This window comes from uncultured Escherichia sp. (genome assembly GCF_948475835.1).
Classification (GTDB): Bacteria; Pseudomonadota; Gammaproteobacteria; order Enterobacterales; family Enterobacteriaceae; genus ECMA0423.
This window is the reverse complement of record NZ_CAOLGM010000098.1, coordinates 1-17,627: the sequence shown is the minus strand read 5'-3', so window position 1 is coordinate 17,627 and position 17,627 is coordinate 1. Positions and strand designations below refer to the sequence as shown.

Annotated in this window: 15 protein-coding genes; 11 read left to right on the top strand and 4 right to left on the bottom strand. The window is 50.3% G+C overall.

Annotated features, from left to right (window positions below):
• The 3 genes from QZF50_RS17310 to QZF50_RS17300 form a co-directional block, all read left to right on the top strand.
• Positions 1-346, top strand: a 346-nt coding sequence (locus QZF50_RS17310) for a phosphatidate cytidylyltransferase (RefSeq protein WP_290388930.1), incomplete at its 5' end; no start/stop codon positions are given.
• A gap of 15 nt (positions 347-361) precedes the next feature.
• Positions 362-2,119 (top strand): bifunctional alpha/beta hydrolase/class I SAM-dependent methyltransferase, encoded by a 1,758-nt coding sequence (locus tag QZF50_RS17305; RefSeq protein WP_001471392.1) that lies wholly within the window; start codon positions 362-364, stop codon positions 2,117-2,119.
• Positions 2,109-3,425 carry a phosphatase PAP2/dual specificity phosphatase family protein gene (locus QZF50_RS17300; protein ID WP_000627367.1) on the top strand — a complete coding sequence of 439 codons (1,317 nt, stop codon included), beginning with the start codon at positions 2,109-2,111 and terminating at the stop codon, positions 3,423-3,425. Before QZF50_RS17305 ends, QZF50_RS17300 begins: the two co-directional genes overlap by 11 nt.
• A 50-nt stretch (positions 3,426-3,475) precedes the next feature.
• Here QZF50_RS17300 and azoR read toward each other — a convergent pair whose 3' ends face one another.
• The gene (azoR, locus tag QZF50_RS17295) at positions 3,476-4,081 is read right to left on the bottom strand and encodes an FMN-dependent NADH-azoreductase (protein ID WP_000048948.1); all 606 of its coding nucleotides are present in this window, start codon (positions 4,079-4,081) and stop codon (positions 3,476-3,478) included.
• 200 nt (positions 4,082-4,281) lie between these two features.
• Between azoR and hrpA the strand changes: the two genes are divergently transcribed.
• The 3 genes from hrpA (at position 4,282) to aldA (ending at position 10,892) form a co-directional block, all read left to right on the top strand.
• A complete protein-coding gene (gene hrpA, locus QZF50_RS17290) occupies positions 4,282-8,184 on the top strand; it encodes an ATP-dependent RNA helicase HrpA (protein WP_290388929.1) in 3,903 nt (1,300 codons plus the stop codon).
• A 271-nt stretch (positions 8,185-8,455) separates the two neighbouring features.
• On the top strand, positions 8,456-9,256 hold the full coding sequence (gene ydcF, locus QZF50_RS17285; RefSeq protein WP_001027942.1) for a DUF218 domain-containing protein YdcF: 801 nt from the start codon (positions 8,456-8,458) through the stop codon (positions 9,254-9,256).
• A gap of 196 nt (positions 9,257-9,452) precedes the next feature.
• Positions 9,453-10,892 (top strand): aldehyde dehydrogenase, encoded by a 1,440-nt coding sequence (gene aldA / locus QZF50_RS17280; RefSeq protein ID WP_000115944.1) that lies wholly within the window; start codon positions 9,453-9,455, stop codon positions 10,890-10,892.
• A gap of 41 nt (positions 10,893-10,933) precedes the next feature.
• On the opposite strand, the gene gap is transcribed toward aldA, so the two are convergent.
• Positions 10,934-11,935: a type I glyceraldehyde-3-phosphate dehydrogenase gene (gene gap / locus QZF50_RS17275; RefSeq protein ID WP_000048667.1), complete on the bottom strand. Its 1,002-nt coding sequence runs from the start codon at positions 11,933-11,935 to the stop codon at positions 10,934-10,936.
• A gap of 188 nt (positions 11,936-12,123) precedes the next feature.
• Here gap and cybB point away from each other — a divergent pair, with 188 nt between their 5' ends.
• From cybB to yncP, 3 genes are all read left to right on the top strand, one after another.
• Entirely contained in the window at positions 12,124-12,654 is a 531-nt protein-coding gene (gene cybB, locus QZF50_RS17270; protein WP_001307188.1) for a cytochrome b561, read from the top strand.
• Positions 12,655-12,898: 244 nt separating this feature from the next.
• On the top strand, positions 12,899-13,072 hold the full coding sequence (locus QZF50_RS17265; protein ID WP_000731833.1) for a periplasmic protein: 174 nt from the start codon (positions 12,899-12,901) through the stop codon (positions 13,070-13,072).
• A 25-nt stretch (positions 13,073-13,097) separates the two neighbouring features.
• Positions 13,098-13,166 (top strand): hypothetical protein, encoded by a 69-nt coding sequence (yncP, locus tag QZF50_RS17260; protein ID WP_212591405.1) that lies wholly within the window; start codon positions 13,098-13,100, stop codon positions 13,164-13,166.
• Here yncP and hokB read toward each other — a convergent pair.
• Positions 13,144-13,293, bottom strand: a complete 150-nt coding sequence (hokB, locus tag QZF50_RS17255) for a type I toxin-antitoxin system toxin HokB (RefSeq protein ID WP_001320773.1) — start codon at positions 13,291-13,293, stop codon at positions 13,144-13,146. The two genes, yncP and hokB, sit on opposite strands and share 23 nt — an antisense overlap.
• Before the next feature lie 398 nt (positions 13,294-13,691).
• Between hokB and trg the strand changes: the two genes are divergently transcribed.
• A complete protein-coding gene (gene trg / locus QZF50_RS17250) occupies positions 13,692-15,332 on the top strand; it encodes a methyl-accepting chemotaxis protein Trg (RefSeq protein ID WP_290388928.1) in 1,641 nt (546 codons plus the stop codon).
• Between the two features lie 37 nt (positions 15,333-15,369).
• On the opposite strand, the gene QZF50_RS17245 is transcribed toward trg, so the two are convergent.
• Positions 15,370-16,293, bottom strand: coding sequence for a LysR substrate-binding domain-containing protein (locus QZF50_RS17245; protein ID WP_000414564.1), 924 nt, complete (start codon positions 16,291-16,293; stop codon positions 15,370-15,372).
• A 216-nt stretch (positions 16,294-16,509) separates the two neighbouring features.
• Between QZF50_RS17245 and QZF50_RS17240 the strand changes: the two genes are divergently transcribed.
• Positions 16,510-17,627, top strand: a 1,118-nt coding sequence (locus QZF50_RS17240) for a VOC family protein (protein ID WP_290388927.1), incomplete at its 3' end; no start/stop codon positions are given.

The window sequence follows — 17,627 nt, the reverse complement described above, 5'->3', positions numbered from 1 at the left end:
GTATTTATGGGGGAAATCCTGCGGCAGAAGAAAAGTGGTCCCCAAAGTCAGCCCGGGAAAAACGCTGGAAGGTCTGGTGGGGGGCGTCATCACCACCATGATTGCGTCACTGATTATTGGACCGTTGCTGACACCGCTAAATACATCACAGGCATTATTAGCGGGTTTGTTAATTGGTATTAGTGGTTTTTGCGGCGATGTAGTGATGTCAGCCATCAAACGAGATATTGGTGTTAAAGATAGTGGAAAACTATTACCAGGACATGGCGGACTCCTTGACAGGATTGACTCATTAATTTTCACCGCTCCGGTATTTTTTTATTTTATACGCTACTGCTGTTACTGAAGGAAAATAGAGAAAATGGAAAATTCACGCATCTCTGGGGAACATTTTTTTACCACCAGTGATAATACAGCGTTGTTTTATCGGCACTGGCCCGCTTTACAGCCCGGGGCGAAAAAGGTCATCGTCTTATTTCATCGTGGCCATGAACATTCTGGTCGTCTACAACATCTCGTTGATGAACTGGCGATGCCAGATACTGCTTTTTATGCCTGGGATGCCCGAGGGCATGGAAAAAGTTCGGGGCCGCGTGGTTATAGCCCATCTCTTGCGCGTTCAGTGCGGGATGTCGATGAATTTGTCCGTTTTGCTGCCAGCGACAGCCAGGTTGGACTGGAAGAGGTGGTTGTGATCGCGCAAAGCGTCGGCGCAGTGCTGGTTGCCACATGGGTTCATGATTATGCGCCTGCAATTCGCGGGCTGGTGCTGGCTTCTCCGGCCTTTAAGGTTAAATTGTATGTGCCGCTGGCACGTCCTGCGCTGACGCTATGGCATCGTCTGCGTGGTCTGTTTTTTATTAATTCCTATGTGAAAGGACGCTATTTGACCCACGATCGGCAACGGGTGGCGAGTTTCAATAATGATCCGCTGATCACACGGGCGATTGCCGTTAATATCTTGCTCGATCTCTACAAAACGTCTGAACGTATTATTAGAGATGCGGCGGCGATTACGCTCCCCACGCAACTTCTGATATCAGGCGATGACTATGTGGTGCATCGCCAACCGCAGATTGATTTTTATCAGAGATTACGTAGCCCTCTGAAAGAGCTGCATCTGCTGCCAGGCTTTTATCACGACACGTTGGGTGAAGAGAACAGGGCGCAGGCATTTGAAAAAATGCAAAGCTTTATTAGTCGTTTATATGCTAACAAGTCACAAAAATTTGATTATCAGCATGAAGACCGCACTGGACCATCAGCGGATCGCTGGCGGCTCCTTTCAGGTGGACCCGTGCCATTATCGCCGGTTGATTTGGCGTATCGCTTTATGCGAAAGGCGATGAAATTGTTCGGGGCGCACTCTGCGGGCCTGCATCTCGGAATGAGCACCGGCTTTGATTCAGGCAGTTCCCTGGATTATGTCTATCAAAATCAACCGCAAGGCAGTAACGCATTCGGGCGCTTAATTGACAAAATCTACCTGAACAGTGTTGGCTGGCGCGGTATTCGCCAGCGTAAAACCCATTTACAAATACTGATTAAACAAGCCGTTGCCGATCTCCACGCCAAAGGTTTAGCCGTCCGCGTGGTTGACATTGCCGCAGGGCATGGGCGCTATGTACTGGATGCGCTGGCAAACGAGCCTGCCGTAAGCGATATTTTGTTACGTGATTACAGTGAGTTAAATGTTGCACAGGGGCAAGCGATGATTGCCCAACGGGGAATGTCTGGGCGGGTGCGTTTTGAACAGGGCGATGCGTTTAACCCGGAGGAACTCAGCGCGTTAACTCCGCGGCCTACGCTGGCGATTGTCTCTGGCCTGTATGAGCTTTTTCCCGAAAATGAGCAGGTAAAAAACTCACTCGCAGGTCTTGCCAATGCCATCGAACCGGGCGGCATTCTCATCTACACCGGGCAGCCGTGGCACCCTCAACTGGAGATGATTGCCGGGGTGTTAACCAGTCATAAAGATGGTAAACCGTGGGTAATGCGCGTGCGTTCGCAAGGGGAGATGGATTCACTCGTGCGTGATGCCGGATTTGATAAATGCACACAACGGATTGATGAGTGGGGTATTTTTACGGTTTCGATGGCGGTGCGTCGTGATAACTGAACGTCGGAACGTATTGCTACAAGGCGCTGGCTGGTTATTGTTGCTGGCCCCGTTTTTCTTCTTCACCTATGGATCTCTTAATCAGTTCACCGCGGTTCAGGACCTTAACAGCCATGATATCCCCAGTCAGGTATTCGGTTGGGAAACGGCGATCCCTTTTCTTCCCTGGACTATTGTTCCTTACTGGAGTCTGGATCTTTTATATGGATTTTCGCTGTTCGTTTGTAGCACGACATTCGAACAGCGCCGACTTGTCCACCGGCTTATTCTGGCAACGGTAATGGCCTGCTGCGGTTTTTTGCTCTATCCGCTGAAGTTTAGTTTTATCCGTCCTGAAGTGAGTGGGGTGACGGGATGGCTATTTTCGCAACTTGAACTGTTTGATCTGCCTTATAACCAGTCTCCTTCGCTGCATATTATTCTCTGCTGGCTACTTTGGCGTCACTTTCGTCAGCATCTGGCTGAGAGGTGGCGTAAAGTCTGCGGCGGATGGTTTTTACTCATCGCTATTTCTACTCTGACGACCTGGCAGCATCATTTTATTGATGTCATCACAGGGCTGGCGGTAGGTATGTTGATTGACTGGATGGTGCCCGTCGACCGTCGTTGGAATTATCAGAAACCTGATCAACGTCGAATCAAAATAGCACTGCCCTATGTCGTAGGCGCGGGCTCGTGCATTGTATTGATGGAGCTAATGATGATGATTCAGTTATGGTGGTCAGTCTGGTTATGTTGGCCAGTATTATCGCTACTCATAATTGGCCGTGGGTACGGTGGGCTTGGCGCGATAACAACAGGGAAAGATAGTCAGGGGAAACTACCGCCCGCCGTTTACTGGCTGACATTGCCCTGCCGCATCGGGATGTGGCTGTCTATGCGTTGGTTTTGTCGTCGCCTGGAGCCGGTGAGCAAAATGACTGCTGGTGTTTATTTAGGGGCGTTTCCACGACATATTCCGGCACAGAATGCGGTTCTGGACGTCACCTTTGAATTCCCTCGCGGACGAGCGACAAAAGATCGACTCTATTTCTGTGTACCGATGCTGGATCTGGTGGTTCCGGAAGAGGGGGAGCTCCGACAGGCCGTGGCGATGCTGGAAACATTACGCGAAGAGCAAGGCAGCGTTCTGGTCCATTGCGCGTTGGGATTATCGCGCAGTGCGCTGGTAGTGGCGGCATGGTTGTTATGTTACGGACACTGTAAAACCGTTGATGAAGCGATTAGTTATATTCGAGCCAGACGTTCGCATATTGTGCTTAAGGAAGATCACAAAGCGATGCTGAAATTATGGGAAAACAGGTAAGTGGATTGAGATGTGGACTGAACTACAGTCCACATCAAGATCGTGTCCGGTTATGCAGCAACAATGCTGTCGATGGCCGCTTTCGCGTCAGACTGCGCTTTCGCTGCCATTTCCGGACCGTATGCGATCCCTTCGGCGAAGACAAATTTCACATCGGTAATGCCGATAAAGCCGAGGAACGTGGACAGATACGGCGTCACCAGGTCCGTTGGTCCATCTTTGTGGATCCCACCGCGGCTGGTAATAACGATGGCTTTTTTACCCGTTACCAGACCTTCCGGACCGTTCTCGGTATAGCGGAAAGTAACGCCTGCGCGTGCAACCAGGTCAAAATAGTTTTTCAACTGAGTTGAGATGTTGAAGTTATACATCGGTGCCGCAATAACGATAACGTCGTGGGCTTTCAGCTCGGCAATCAGCTCATCGGAAAGCGCCAGAGCTTCCTGCTGACGCGGAGTCAGCGGCGCATCGCTCGGACGCAGTGCACCAACCAGTTCGCCATCCAGTACCGGAATCGGATTTGCAGCCAGGTCGCGAACGGTGATTTCATCAGCGGAGTGCTTTTCGCGCCATTGTTCAACAAAATAATCGGACAACTGATTAGACTGAGAGTACCCTGCCAGGATGCTGGATTTAAGAACTAATACCTTGCTCATGGTGTTTCCTTATAGATGTTTGAATGGGCGATGCCCCGTTGCTTGCTGACACTTTATTCACAATCCTGCCACAGAGATAGCGCAATAAATCGAAGCCTATGTTCGAATTTATTGAACAACGCATAGAAAGCCGCGATGTGGTACTCTATATCTATCATTTAAAAGAAAATTAATCAGGCAGACTACTGCCCACTAACGTTATGACAGAACAACAAAAATTGACCTTTACGGCCTTGCAGCAGCGGCTGGATTCGCTGATGCTGCGCGACAGACTGCGTTTTTCTCGGCGTCTGCACGGTGTTAAGAAGGTTAAAAATCCTGATGCACAACAGGCCATTTTCCAGGAGATGGCGAAAGAGATTGACCAGGCGGCAGGGAAAGTCCTGCTGCGTGAAGCGGCACGACCGGAAATTACTTATCCTGACAATTTACCGGTTAGTCAGAAAAAACAGGACATTCTCGAAGCGATTCGTGATCACCAGGTGGTGATCGTCGCCGGGGAAACGGGTTCTGGTAAAACGACTCAGTTACCGAAAATCTGTATGGAGCTGGGGCGCGGGATTAAAGGGCTGATCGGCCATACCCAGCCGCGTCGCCTGGCGGCAAGAACGGTGGCGAACCGTATTGCGGAAGAGCTGAAAACGGAGCCGGGCGGTTGCATCGGTTACAAAGTGCGTTTCAGCGATCACGTTAGTGATAACACGATGGTCAAGCTGATGACCGACGGTATCCTGCTGGCGGAGATCCAGCAAGACCGCCTGCTGATGCAGTACGACACCATCATTATTGACGAAGCACACGAACGCAGCCTGAATATCGATTTTCTGCTCGGCTATTTGAAAGAGTTGCTGCCGCGGCGTCCTGACCTAAAAATCATTATCACTTCCGCGACTATCGACCCGGAACGCTTTTCGCGCCACTTTAATAATGCGCCGATTATCGAAGTCTCCGGTCGGACCTATCCGGTGGAAGTGCGCTATCGACCGATTGTTGAAGAAGCCGACGACACCGAGCGCGATCAGTTGCAGGCGATTTTTGACGCCGTAGACGAACTGAATCAGGAAAGCCCTGGCGACATTCTGATCTTTATGAGTGGTGAGCGGGAAATTCGCGATACCGCCGATGCGCTGAACAAGCTAAATCTGCGTCATACCGAAATCTTGCCGCTTTATGCGCGGCTTTCGAACAGCGAACAGAACCGCGTGTTCCAGTCGCACAGCGGACGGCGCATTGTGCTGGCGACCAACGTCGCGGAAACCTCGCTGACCGTACCGGGGATTAAATACGTTATCGACCCCGGTACAGCACGTATCAGCCGCTACAGCTATCGCACCAAAGTGCAGCGTTTGCCGATTGAACCCATTTCGCAGGCGTCTGCCAATCAGCGTAAAGGCCGCTGTGGGCGTGTGTCCGAAGGGATCTGTATTCGTCTCTATTCCGAAGACGATTTCCTTTCGCGCCCGGAGTTTACCGATCCGGAGATTCTGCGTACCAACCTGGCCTCGGTTATTTTGCAGATGACCGCGCTGGGGCTGGGCGATATCGCTGCGTTCCCGTTTGTCGAAGCACCGGATAAACGCAATATCCAGGATGGCGTGCGTCTGCTCGAAGAACTGGGCGCGATCACCACGGATGAACAGGCCAGCGCCTATAAACTGACGCCGCTCGGTCGCCAGCTCTCGCAGTTGCCTGTCGATCCACGTCTGGCGCGTATGGTGCTGGAAGCGCAAAAACATGGCTGCGTGCGTGAGGCGATGATTATCACGTCCGCGCTTTCCATTCAGGATCCGCGCGAGCGTCCGATGGATAAACAGCAGGCATCGGACGAAAAACATCGTCGCTTCCACGACAAAGAGTCTGACTTCCTCGCGTTTGTGAATCTGTGGAATTATCTTGGCGAGCAGCAAAAGGCGCTTTCTTCCAACGCCTTCCGTCGCCTGTGTCGTACCGATTATCTCAACTATCTGCGCGTGCGCGAATGGCAGGATATCTACACCCAGTTGCGCCAGGTGGTGAAAGAACTTGGCATTCCGGTTAACAGCGAACCGGCGGAGTATCGCGAAATTCACATTGCGTTGCTGACGGGTTTACTTTCCCATATCGGCATGAAAGATGCCGATAAACAAGAATATACCGGCGCACGTAACGCGCGTTTCTCCATCTTTCCCGGTTCTGGTTTATTCAAAAAACCGCCGAAATGGGTAATGGTGGCGGAACTGGTAGAAACCAGCCGCCTGTGGGGGCGCATTGCTGCGCGTATCGACCCGGAATGGGTGGAGCCTGTCGCTCAGCATTTGATTAAACGCACCTACAGCGAACCTCACTGGGAACGGGCGCAGGGCGCGGTGATGGCAACGGAAAAAGTCACTGTTTATGGTTTGCCGATTGTTGCCGCGCGCAAGGTCAACTACAGCCAGATCGATCCGGCGTTATGCCGTGAACTCTTTATTCGCCATGCGCTGGTGGAAGGTGACTGGCAGACGCGTCACGCATTCTTCCGTGAAAACCTGAAACTGCGGGCCGAAGTGGAAGAGCTGGAACACAAATCACGTCGCCGCGATATTCTGGTTGATGACGAAACGTTGTTTGAGTTCTACGACCAGCGCATCAGCCACGATGTGATCTCTGCACGCCACTTCGACAGCTGGTGGAAAAAAGTCAGCCGCGAAACCCCTGATTTGCTCAACTTTGAAAAAAGCATGTTGATCAAAGAGGGCGCAGAAAAAATCAGCAAGCTGGATTACCCGAACTTCTGGCATCAGGGCAATCTCAAGCTGCGTTTGAGCTATCAGTTTGAGCCCGGCGCGGATGCTGACGGTGTGACCGTACATATTCCGCTGCCGTTACTTAACCAGGTTGAGGAAAGCGGGTTTGAATGGCAGATCCCCGGTCTGCGCCGCGAACTGGTGATTGCTCTGATTAAATCGTTGCCGAAACCGGTACGCCGTAATTTTGTACCCGCGCCAAACTATGCCGAAGCGTTTTTAGGCCGCGTCAAACCGCTGGAGTTACCGTTGCTCGACAGCCTTGAGCGCGAGTTACGGCGGATGACCGGCGTTACCGTTGACCGCGAAGACTGGCACTGGGATCAGGTGCCTGATCACCTGAAAATTACCTTCCGCGTGGTGGATGACAAAAACAAGAAGCTAAAAGAAGGGCGCTCGCTACAAGATCTGAAAGATGCGCTGAAAGGCAAAGTGCAGGAAACGCTGTCCGCGGTGGCGGATGACGGTATCGAGCAGAGCGGCTTACATATCTGGAGTTTTGGTCAGCTGCCGGAAAGCTACGAACAGAAGCGTGGCAACTACAAAGTGAAGGCGTGGCCGGCGCTGGTGGATGAGCGCGACAGTGTGGCGATCAAACTGTTTGATAACCCGCTGGAGCAAAAGCAGGCAATGTGGAACGGTCTTCGCCGTCTACTGCTGCTGAATATTCCATCGCCAATCAAATATTTACATGAAAAGTTACCGAACAAAGCCAAGCTGGGACTGTACTTTAACCCGTATGGCAAAGTGCTGGAGCTGATCGACGACTGTATCTCCTGCGGTGTGGATCAATTGATCGACGCCAATGGTGGCCCGGTCTGGACGGAAGAAGGCTTTGCTGCGCTGCATGAAAAAGTGCGCGCCGAACTGAATGACACGGTGGTGGATATTGCGAAGCAGGTCGAGCAAATCCTCACTGCGGTGTTCAATATCAACAAACGTCTGAAAGGGCGGGTGGATATGACCATGGCACTGGGGCTTTCTGACATTAAAGCGCAGATGGGCGGGTTGGTATATCGCGGTTTTGTCACTGGTAACGGCTTCAAACGGCTGGGCGACACGCTGCGATATTTGCAGGCGATTGAAAAACGGCTGGAAAAACTGGCGGTTGATCCACATCGCGACCGTGCTCAGATGCTGAAAGTCGAAAACGTCCAGCAGGCGTGGCAGCAATGGATCAACAAACTGCCGCCCGCACGTCGTGAGGATGAAGACGTGAAAGAGATCCGTTGGATGATAGAAGAGTTGCGCGTTAGTTACTTCGCTCAACAACTTGGTACGCCTTATCCGATTTCAGATAAGCGTATTTTGCAGGCGATGGAGCAGATTAGCGGTTAACCCTGCTATTTGCCTGATAAAGAAAAAACCCGGTAAGCATTTAGCGCCGGGTTTTTTATTAATTCTAAAACGGTAAGGGTAAAAATTCAGGAATTCAGAAAAATACAATTCTCTGCTGCAAGATGAATAATGTTTATCTACAGCATTTCCTTAAAAGATATGTCAGGCTTGCGGAGTGGCGGTTAAGGACATACGACTTCCTCCTTTCAGAGTGCTCCGCTTCTCACTATTATCTCACGCAGTATTCTTAAGGGAACGATAAGGAGGAACCATGAACATTACCCCGTTTCCGACGCTTTCGCCGGCAACTATAGATGCCATAAATGTTATCGGACAGTGGCTGGCGCAGGATGATTTCTCCGGTGAGGTGCCGTATCAGGCCGATTGCGTGATCCTTGCAGGCAATGCGGTTATGCCGACTATCGACGCGGCATGTAAGATTGCTCGCGATCAGCAAATTCCTTTACTGATTAGTGGTGGTATCGGTCACTCGACAACTTTTTTGTATAGCGCCATCGCACAGCATCCGCACTACAACACTATCCGCACCACTGGCAGAGCAGAAGCGACCATCCTGGCGGATATCGCTCATCAGTTCTGGCACATTCCGCATGAAAAAATCTGGATTGAAGACCAGTCAACAAACTGCGGTGAAAACGCACGCTTTAGCATCGCGCTATTGAATCAGGCCGTAGAACGAGTTCATACGGCTATCGTTGTTCAGGACCCCACCATGCAGCGGCGCACGATGGCGACGTTCCGCCGTATGACTGGGGACAATCCCGATGCACCACGCTGGTTAAGTTATCCCGGATTCGTTCCTCAGTTAGGAAATAACGCAGACAGTGTAATCTTTATTAATCAGTTACAAGGATTATGGCCGGTTGAGCGTTATCTCTCACTACTCACTGGCGAGCTGCCGCGTTTACGCGATGATAGCGATGGCTACGGTCCCCGCGGGCGAGATTTTATCGTTCACGTTGATTTTCCGGCAGAAGTCATCCATGCATGGCAAACGCTGAAACATGATGCGGTGCTCATCGAGGCGATGGAAAGTCGCTCGTTACGTTAAAAATTGCCCGTTTGTGAACCACTTGTTTGCAAACGGGCATGACTCCTGACTTTTATTTCTGCCTTTTATTCCTTTTACACTTGTTTTTATGAAGCCCTTCACAGAATTGTCCTTTCACGATGCCGTCTCTCTGATGATTGATGTTAATTAACAATGCATTCACCGAAAACAAACATATAAATCACAGGAGTCGCCCATGTCAGTACCCGTTCAACATCCTATGTATATCGATGGACAGTTTGTTACCTGGCGTGGAGACGCATGGATTGATGTGGTAAACCCTGCTACAGAGGCTGTCATTTCCCGCATACCCGATGGTCAGGCCGAGGATGCCCGTAAGGCAATCGATGCAGCAGAACGTGCACAACCAGAATGGGAAGCGTTGCCTGCTATTGAACGCGCCAGTTGGTTGCGCAAAATCTCCGCCGGCATCCGCGAACGCGCCAGTGAAATCAGTGCGCTGATTGTTGAAGAAGGGGGCAAGATCCAGCAGCTGGCTGAAGTCGAAGTGGCTTTTACTGCCGACTATATCGATTACATGGCGGAGTGGGCACGGCGTTACGAGGGCGAGATTATTCAAAGCGATCGTCCAGGAGAAAATATTCTTTTGTTTAAACGTGCGCTTGGTGTGACTACCGGCATTCTGCCGTGGAACTTCCCGTTCTTCCTCATTGCCCGCAAAATGGCTCCCGCTCTTTTGACCGGTAATACCATCGTCATTAAACCCAGTGAATTTACGCCAAACAATGCGATTGCATTCGCCAAAATCGTCGATGAAATAGGCCTTCCGCGCGGCGTGTTTAACCTTGTACTGGGGCGTGGTGAAACCGTTGGGCAAGAACTGGCGGGTAACCCAAAGGTCGCAATGGTCAGTATGACAGGCAGCGTCTCTGCAGGTGAGAAGATTATGGCGACTGCGGCGAAAAACATCACCAAAGTGTGCCTGGAATTGGGTGGTAAAGCACCAGCTATCGTAATGGACGATGCCGATCTTGAACTGGCAGTCAAAGCCATCGTTGATTCACGCGTCATTAATAGTGGGCAAGTGTGTAACTGTGCAGAACGTGTTTATGTACAGAAAGGCATTTATGATCAGTTCGTCAATCGGCTGGGTGAAGCGATGCAGGCGGTTCAATTTGGTAACCCCGCTGAACGCAACGACATTGCGATGGGGCCGTTGATTAACGCCGCGGCGCTGGAAAGGGTCGAGCAAAAAGTGGCGCGCGCAGTAGAAGAAGGGGCGAGAGTGGCGTTGGGTGGCAAAGCAGTAGACGGGAAAGGATATTATTATCCGCCGACATTGCTGCTGGATGTTCGCCAGGAAATGTCGATTATGCATGAGGAAACCTTTGGCCCGGTTCTGCCGGTGGTCGCATTTGACACGCTGGAAGATGCTATCTCAATGGCTAATGACAGTGATTACGGCCTGACCTCATCAATCTATACCCAAAATCTGAACGTCGCGATGAAAGCCATTAAAGGGCTGAAGTTTGGTGAAACTTACATCAACCGTGAAAACTTCGAAGCTATGCAAGGCTTCCACGCCGGATGGCGTAAATCCGGTATTGGCGGCGCAGATGGTAAACATGGCCTGCATGAATATCTGCAGACCCAGGTGGTTTATTTACAGTCGTAATGAGTAAAAGAGGCGGAGGTTTTTTCCTCCGCCTGTGCGCGTCAGAGTTTAGCGAATTTTTCGAGGGTGCGAATAAGCTGCGTGACGAAGCCATATTCGTTATCGTACCAGGCGACCGTTTTCACCAGTTGTAAATCGCCCACGGCGGTAATTTCCGTTTGCGTGGCATCAAACACCGAACCGAAATGGCTGCCAATGATATCGGAAGAGACTATTTCTTCATCGGTATAACCAAATGACTCGTTATTGGTGGTTGCTTGTTTAAGTGCGTTATTCACCTCTTCGGCAGTCACTTTTTTTCCGAGAATGGACACCAGCTCAGTGACCGAACCTGTTTTCACCGGCACGCGTTGCGCATGACCTTTCAGTTTGCCGCTCAGTTCCGGGATCACCAGACCAATGGCTTTTGCCGCCCCCGTAGTGTGGGGAATGATATTTTCTGCCGCTGCGCGTGAAGCACGTAAATCTTTACCACGTGGGCCATCCACCAGTGACTGGGTGCCAGTATAGGCATGAATGGTCGTCATCGTGCCGACTTCTATCCCGAAACTGTCATGCAAGGCTTTGGCCATCGGCGCAAGACAGTTAGTGGTGCATGACGCCACGGAAACAATGGTGTCGTTGCCATCCAGAGTGTCGTCATTGACGTTATAAACGATAGTTTTCATTTCACCGGCAGGGGCGGAAATCAACACCTTCTTCGCACCAGCATCAAGATGCGCCTGCGATTTCTCGGCGGAGGTATAAAAGCCAGTACATTCGACAATGATTTCTGCACCTTTCGCTTTCCACGGAATATTTTTAGCCTCTTTTTCGGCGTAAACCGCGATACTTTTCCCATCAACGATAAGTGAATCTTCCGTAAAATCAACGCTCCAGGGGAATGGTCCGTAGTTTGAATCATGTTTCAGCAGGTAGGCGAGAATTTTTGGGGAAGTGAGATCATTAATAGCGACAACGTCTATGTTGCTTTTGACTTCAAGTAATCGACGCAACACCAGTCGACCGATACGACCAAAACCGTTAATACCAACTTTACTCATGGTTTTCTCCTGTCAGGAACGTTCGGATGAAAATTGATCCTTTCCAGGCTTAGCCCAGGATTGTGGGATGGGCAATCTCCATTCTTACAGTGAAACGTAACGTACTGAAAACGGGTGAACAATATTTAATGAAATTTTGAGAAAAGCCCGTTATGTTAACGGAAAATTATGTTAAAGCAGGAAATGTTATGGAAAATAAATACTCAAGGTTACAAATCAGCATTCACTGGCTGGTCTTTTTGCTGGTTATCGCAGCGTATTGCGCAATGGAGTTTCGTGGTTTCTTCCCACGTAGCGATCGGCCACTCATCAACATGGTTCATGTTTCCTGTGGTATCTCAATTCTCGTGCTGATGGTGGTTCGTCTTTTGTTAAGACTGAAATACCCAACCCCGCCGATTATACCTAAGCCAAAACCGATGATGACGGGACTGGCGCATTTGGGACATTTGGTGATTTATCTCCTGTTTATTGCGCTGCCAGTGATTGGTTTGGTGATGATGTATAACCGGGGCAACCCGTGGTTTGCGTTTGGTTTGACGATGCCTTACGCTTCAGAGGCCAATTTCGAACGGGTTGATAGCTTAAAGTCGTGGCATGAGACGCTGGCGAATCTGGGATATTTTGTCATCGGGTTGCACGCTGCGGCTGCACTGGCACACCACTATTTCTGGAAGGACAACACACTTCTACGCATGATGCCGCGTAAACGTTCCTGAAGGATATTTAAAGAAAACGCCTGTACTAAAACCGACCCGTGGTACAGGCGAAGAATACGGGTCTACATCGGAAGCGCCTATTATATTTATTTGTATGACAAATAAAACCATAATCCTTGCCCATACGTCCATCTGGCTTATTTTTAATCAATTCACCCGATCTTTGATCTCATCAACGGTATCAAAATAAACCAGCGTATAACGTTCAAATCGAACATAAGATTCGATAAACCATGGAGGTTATATGAAAAAACTGGCACTTATTTTGTTTATGGGAACGCTTGTTTCCTTTTATGCCGATGCCGGGCGCAAACCCTGTTCTGGTTCGAAAGGGGGGATCTCACACTGTACGGCAGGCGGCAAATTTGTCTGTAATGATGGTTCTATTAGTGCCTCGAAAAAAACATGCACTAACTGAAGTGTAAAAGGGGTGCCATGAGAAAATGAATCTGCTAGTCAGATGCGCGGGGAAAATCCCCGCGCTTGCCCTTACCTGGACGTGCAGGCCATGAGCGCAGCAACCTCCTTATCACCGTCCCGGAACCGCAGTTCGTAGAGCGTTTGTCGGGTCAGGAGTGTGAATGTCAGAATCGTAATGCAGATAATGAGCAGACACACCACCAGAGGGTTGTGCTTCATAGCCTTTCTCCTTGCCGGATGGCGGGTAAGAGGCTAAGATCTGAATTGCTAGGTTCATTCGTTGGCCTCGGTTGATAGAAATATCGGTCGGGGCCTTCGTCTTTCTGATTCCCGGTTAGCCTGAAAACAGAAAGTCTCAGGCACCCGCAGGCATCCTATGAGGTTTCCTTAGGGACGAAAATAATCACTTCACGAAATTGCGTGCTGTTTTCCAGAATTTTTCGTCATTCGGGTTAGCCAGTTTAGCCATTCGTTACTCTCTTCATTCCAATAGCATTAATTTTCTCTGCAATAATTGTTGTAAAAATGTGACGCAAAGAGGTTTTTGGTCATAAGTAATTACCGTCAAGTGCCGATGACTTTCTATCAGGAGTAAACCTGGACGAGAGACAACGGTAATGAATACAACTCCCTCACATCGATTAGGTTTTTTGCATCACATCAGGCTGGTTCCGTTATTTGCCTGCATTCTTGGCGGTATCTTAGTTCTATTCGCATTAAGTTCTGCTCTGGCTGGCTATTTCCTCTGGCAGGCCGATCGCGATCAGCGTGATGTTACTGCGGAGATTGAGATTCGGACCGGGTTAGCGAACAGTTCAGATTTTTTGCGTTCAGCCCGGATCAATATGATTCAGGCCGGGGCTGCGAGTCGTATTGCGGAAATGGAAGCAATGAAGCGCAATATTGCGCAAGCCGAATCGGAGATTAAACAGTCGCAGCAAGGTTATCGTGCTTATCAGAATCGGCCGGTGAAAACACCTGCTGATGAAGCCCTCGACACTGAATTAAATCAACGCTTTCAGGCTTATATCACGGGTATGCAACCTATGTTGAAATATGCCAAAAATGGCATGTTTGAAGCGATTATCAATCATGAAAGGGAGCAGATCCGACCGCTGGATAATGCTTATACCGATATTTTGAACAAAGCCGTTAAGATACGTAGCACCAGAGCCAACCAACTGGCGGAACTGGCCCATCAGCGCACCCGCCTGGGTGGGATGTTCATGATTGGCGCGTTTGTGCTTGCCCTGGTCATGACGCTGATAACATTTATGGTGCTACGTCGGATCGTCATTCGTCCACTGCAACATGCCGCACAACGGATTGAAAAAATCGCCAGTGGCGATCTGACGATGAATGATGAACCGGCGGGTCGTAATGAAATCGGTCGCTTAAGTCGTCATTTACAGCAAATGCAGCATTCACTGGGGATGACAGTAGGGACTGTTCGACAGGGTGCGGAAGAGATTTATCGTGGCACCAGCGAAATTTCAGCTGGCAATGCGGACCTGTCATCTCGCACCGAAGAACAAGCGGCGGCTATCGAACAAACTGCCGCTAGCATGGAGCAACTCACTGCGACGGTGAAACAGAATGCGGATAACGCGCATCATGCCAGCAAACTGGCGCAAGAGGCTTCTATTAAAGCCAGCGATGGCGGGCAGACGGTTTCCGGTGTAGTAAAAACGATGGGCGCTATCTCTACAAGTTCGAAGAAAATTTCCGAGATCACCGCCGTCATCAACAGTATTGCTTTCCAGACGAATATTCTGGCACTGAATGCTGCCGTTGAAGCCGCGCGAGCGGGTGAGCAAGGCCGTGGATTTGCCGTTGTCGCCAGCGAAGTACGGACACTCGCAAGCCGCAGCGCCCAAGCGGCGAAAGAGATTGAAGGCTTGATCAGTGAATCAGTCAGGTTAATTGACCTGGGGTCGGATGAGGTGGCAACGGCAGGGAAAACCATGAGCACTATTGTTGATGCCGTCGCGAGTGTCACACATATCATGCAGGAAATCGCCGCCGCCTCGGATGAACAAAGTAGAGGCATAACGCAGGTTAGCCAGGCGATTTCTGAAATGGATAAGGTGACGCAACAGAATGCTTCTCTGGTAGAAGAGGCCTCAGCGGCGGCGGTGTCCCTTGAAGAACAGGCGGCACGATTAACTGAGGCGGTGGATGTATTCCGTCTGCACAAACATTCTGTGTCGGCAGAACCTCGCGGAGCGGGTGAACCAGTTAGTTTCGCTACGGTGTGAAAATGTTCAAGGAGGGATCGACAGATCCCTTCACCTTTCAGAACGGCATTGATTTTCGAATAGCGTTAATCATCAACTGGCAACCAGAAGAGAACGTCGCATCTACGCGGGTCAGTATTCCAATCGGTTCGCCTGCACCATGTCCCGGAACAGGCAGGGCCACCAGCGTGGCATGACGCAGGTCGTCTTTTACAGCGCCAGAAGGGACAAACCACACGTAATCGTATTCAACCGTAAGTTGACGAGATAGCGAAGCAGACAGCGTTTCGATACAACCCGAAGGAATTTTACAGCCCTGGCTCTGCACTAATGCATCTGAATGCTGGCGTGGCGCAGTGCCTTCTGGTGATACAACGACCGGCCATTCCAGCACCCGGCTTAGCGTTACGTTCTCCTGAAGTAGCGGGTGATTAGGGCGGACAACCAGCTTCAACGATTCAAGAAACAGCAGTTCGTAATTAAGCCCGGTCATCAGTTCAGGATCTGACATCCGACCAATGCCGATATCGATTTCCCCGGTTTTTAAACCCGCCAGAATCATAGGGTTACTCATTGTCGCAACTTGCAAGGTCGTCTCTTTTTGTTGCTGATGAAACTGACCTATAACCGAAGGTAATATCCCCAGTGCCGCAGTAGGTAGTGCACCAACCCTGACGACATCATTATTAAGACCTTCTTTACGATGAAGCGACTGTCCGGCAGTGTTGATGGCGTCAAGAACTCTGACTGCATGCGTTAAAAATTGTTCGCCGGGTAAGGTAAGTTGCGCCCCCTGACGACCACGCTCAAACAAGCGAGCGCCAGTCAGCTGCTCCAGTTCATTCAATGTCTTAGAGAGCGCAGGTTGACTCAAATTAAGGGTTTCAGCCGCGCGCCCCAAAGTTCCTTGTTGTGCGACAGCTACGAATGTATGAAGGTGGCGCAAACGGATGCGCTGACTAAACAGACTATTTTTTTCCATAAGCGATGTTAAAAACGAAGCGGTGTCGCTGACAAGTGAAGTTGTTTGATTATGATAACTTGATTGCAAAATATTATTAACAATTAAAGCAATTGTGTTACAGCAAAATGGATAATATTGATGTTTTCGCGGCGAGATCACAGTTTGTAAATTCTTCCCGCAAGAGTGAATGCGGTTACCTACACTCCAGATTACTGACCACTGGAGGCAGACACTATGGCGAACAGCATCACGGCGGATGAGATTCGGGAACAGTTTTCGCAGGCAATGTCAGCCATGTACCAGCAAGAAGTTCCGCAATATGGCACGCTGCTGGAACTGGTAGCTGATGTGAATCTGGCTGTGCTGGAAAACAATCCTCAACTGCACGAAAAAATGGTAAATGCAGACGAGCTGGCGCGTCTGAATGTTGAACGTCATGGGGCGATTCGCGTTGGGACTGCACAAGAGCTTGCTACTCTTCGGCGGATGTTTGCCATTATGGGGATGTACCCGGTGAGCTATTACGATCTCTCGCAGGCAGGGGTGCCGGTACATTCGACAGCATTTCGGCCCATTGATGATGCTTCTCTGGCGCGTAATCCCTTCCGCGTTTTTACCTCCTTACTCCGCCTTGAGCTTATCGAGAACGAAATTTTGCGCCAGAAAGCGGCGGAGATTCTGCGTCAGCGCGATATCTTCACCCCACGTTGTCGACAACTGTTAGAGGAATATGAGCAGCAGGGCGGTTTTAACGAAACACAGGCACAGGAGTTTGTGCAGGAAGCCCTGGAAACGTTTCGCTGGCACCAGTCAGCAACGGTAGATGAAGAAACCTATCGCGCCTTGCACAACGAACATCGGTTGATTGCTGATGTGGTCTGTTTTCCTGGATGCCATATCAACCACCTGACGCCACGTACGCTGGATATTGACCGGGTGCAGTCGATGATGCCTGAATGCGGAATTGAACCCAAAATTCTCATCGAGGGGCCGCCGCGCCGCGAGGTACCGATTTTACTACGCCAGACCAGCTTTAAAGCACTGGAAGAGACGGTGTTGTTTGCGGGGCAGAAACAGGGCACGCATACCGCGCGCTTTGGTGAAATTGAGCAGCGTGGCGTGGCATTAACGCCGAAAGGGCGACAACTGTATGATGATCTTCTGCGTAACGCTGGAACCGGGCAGGATAATCTCACTCACCAAATGCATTTACAGGAAACCTTCCGCACTTTTCCTGACAGTGAGTTTTTAATGCGTCAGCAAGGGCTGGCATGGTTCCGGTACCGTCTGACGCCTTCAGGTGAGGCGCATCGTCAGGCGATTCATCCCGGAGACGATCCACAGCCCTTAAT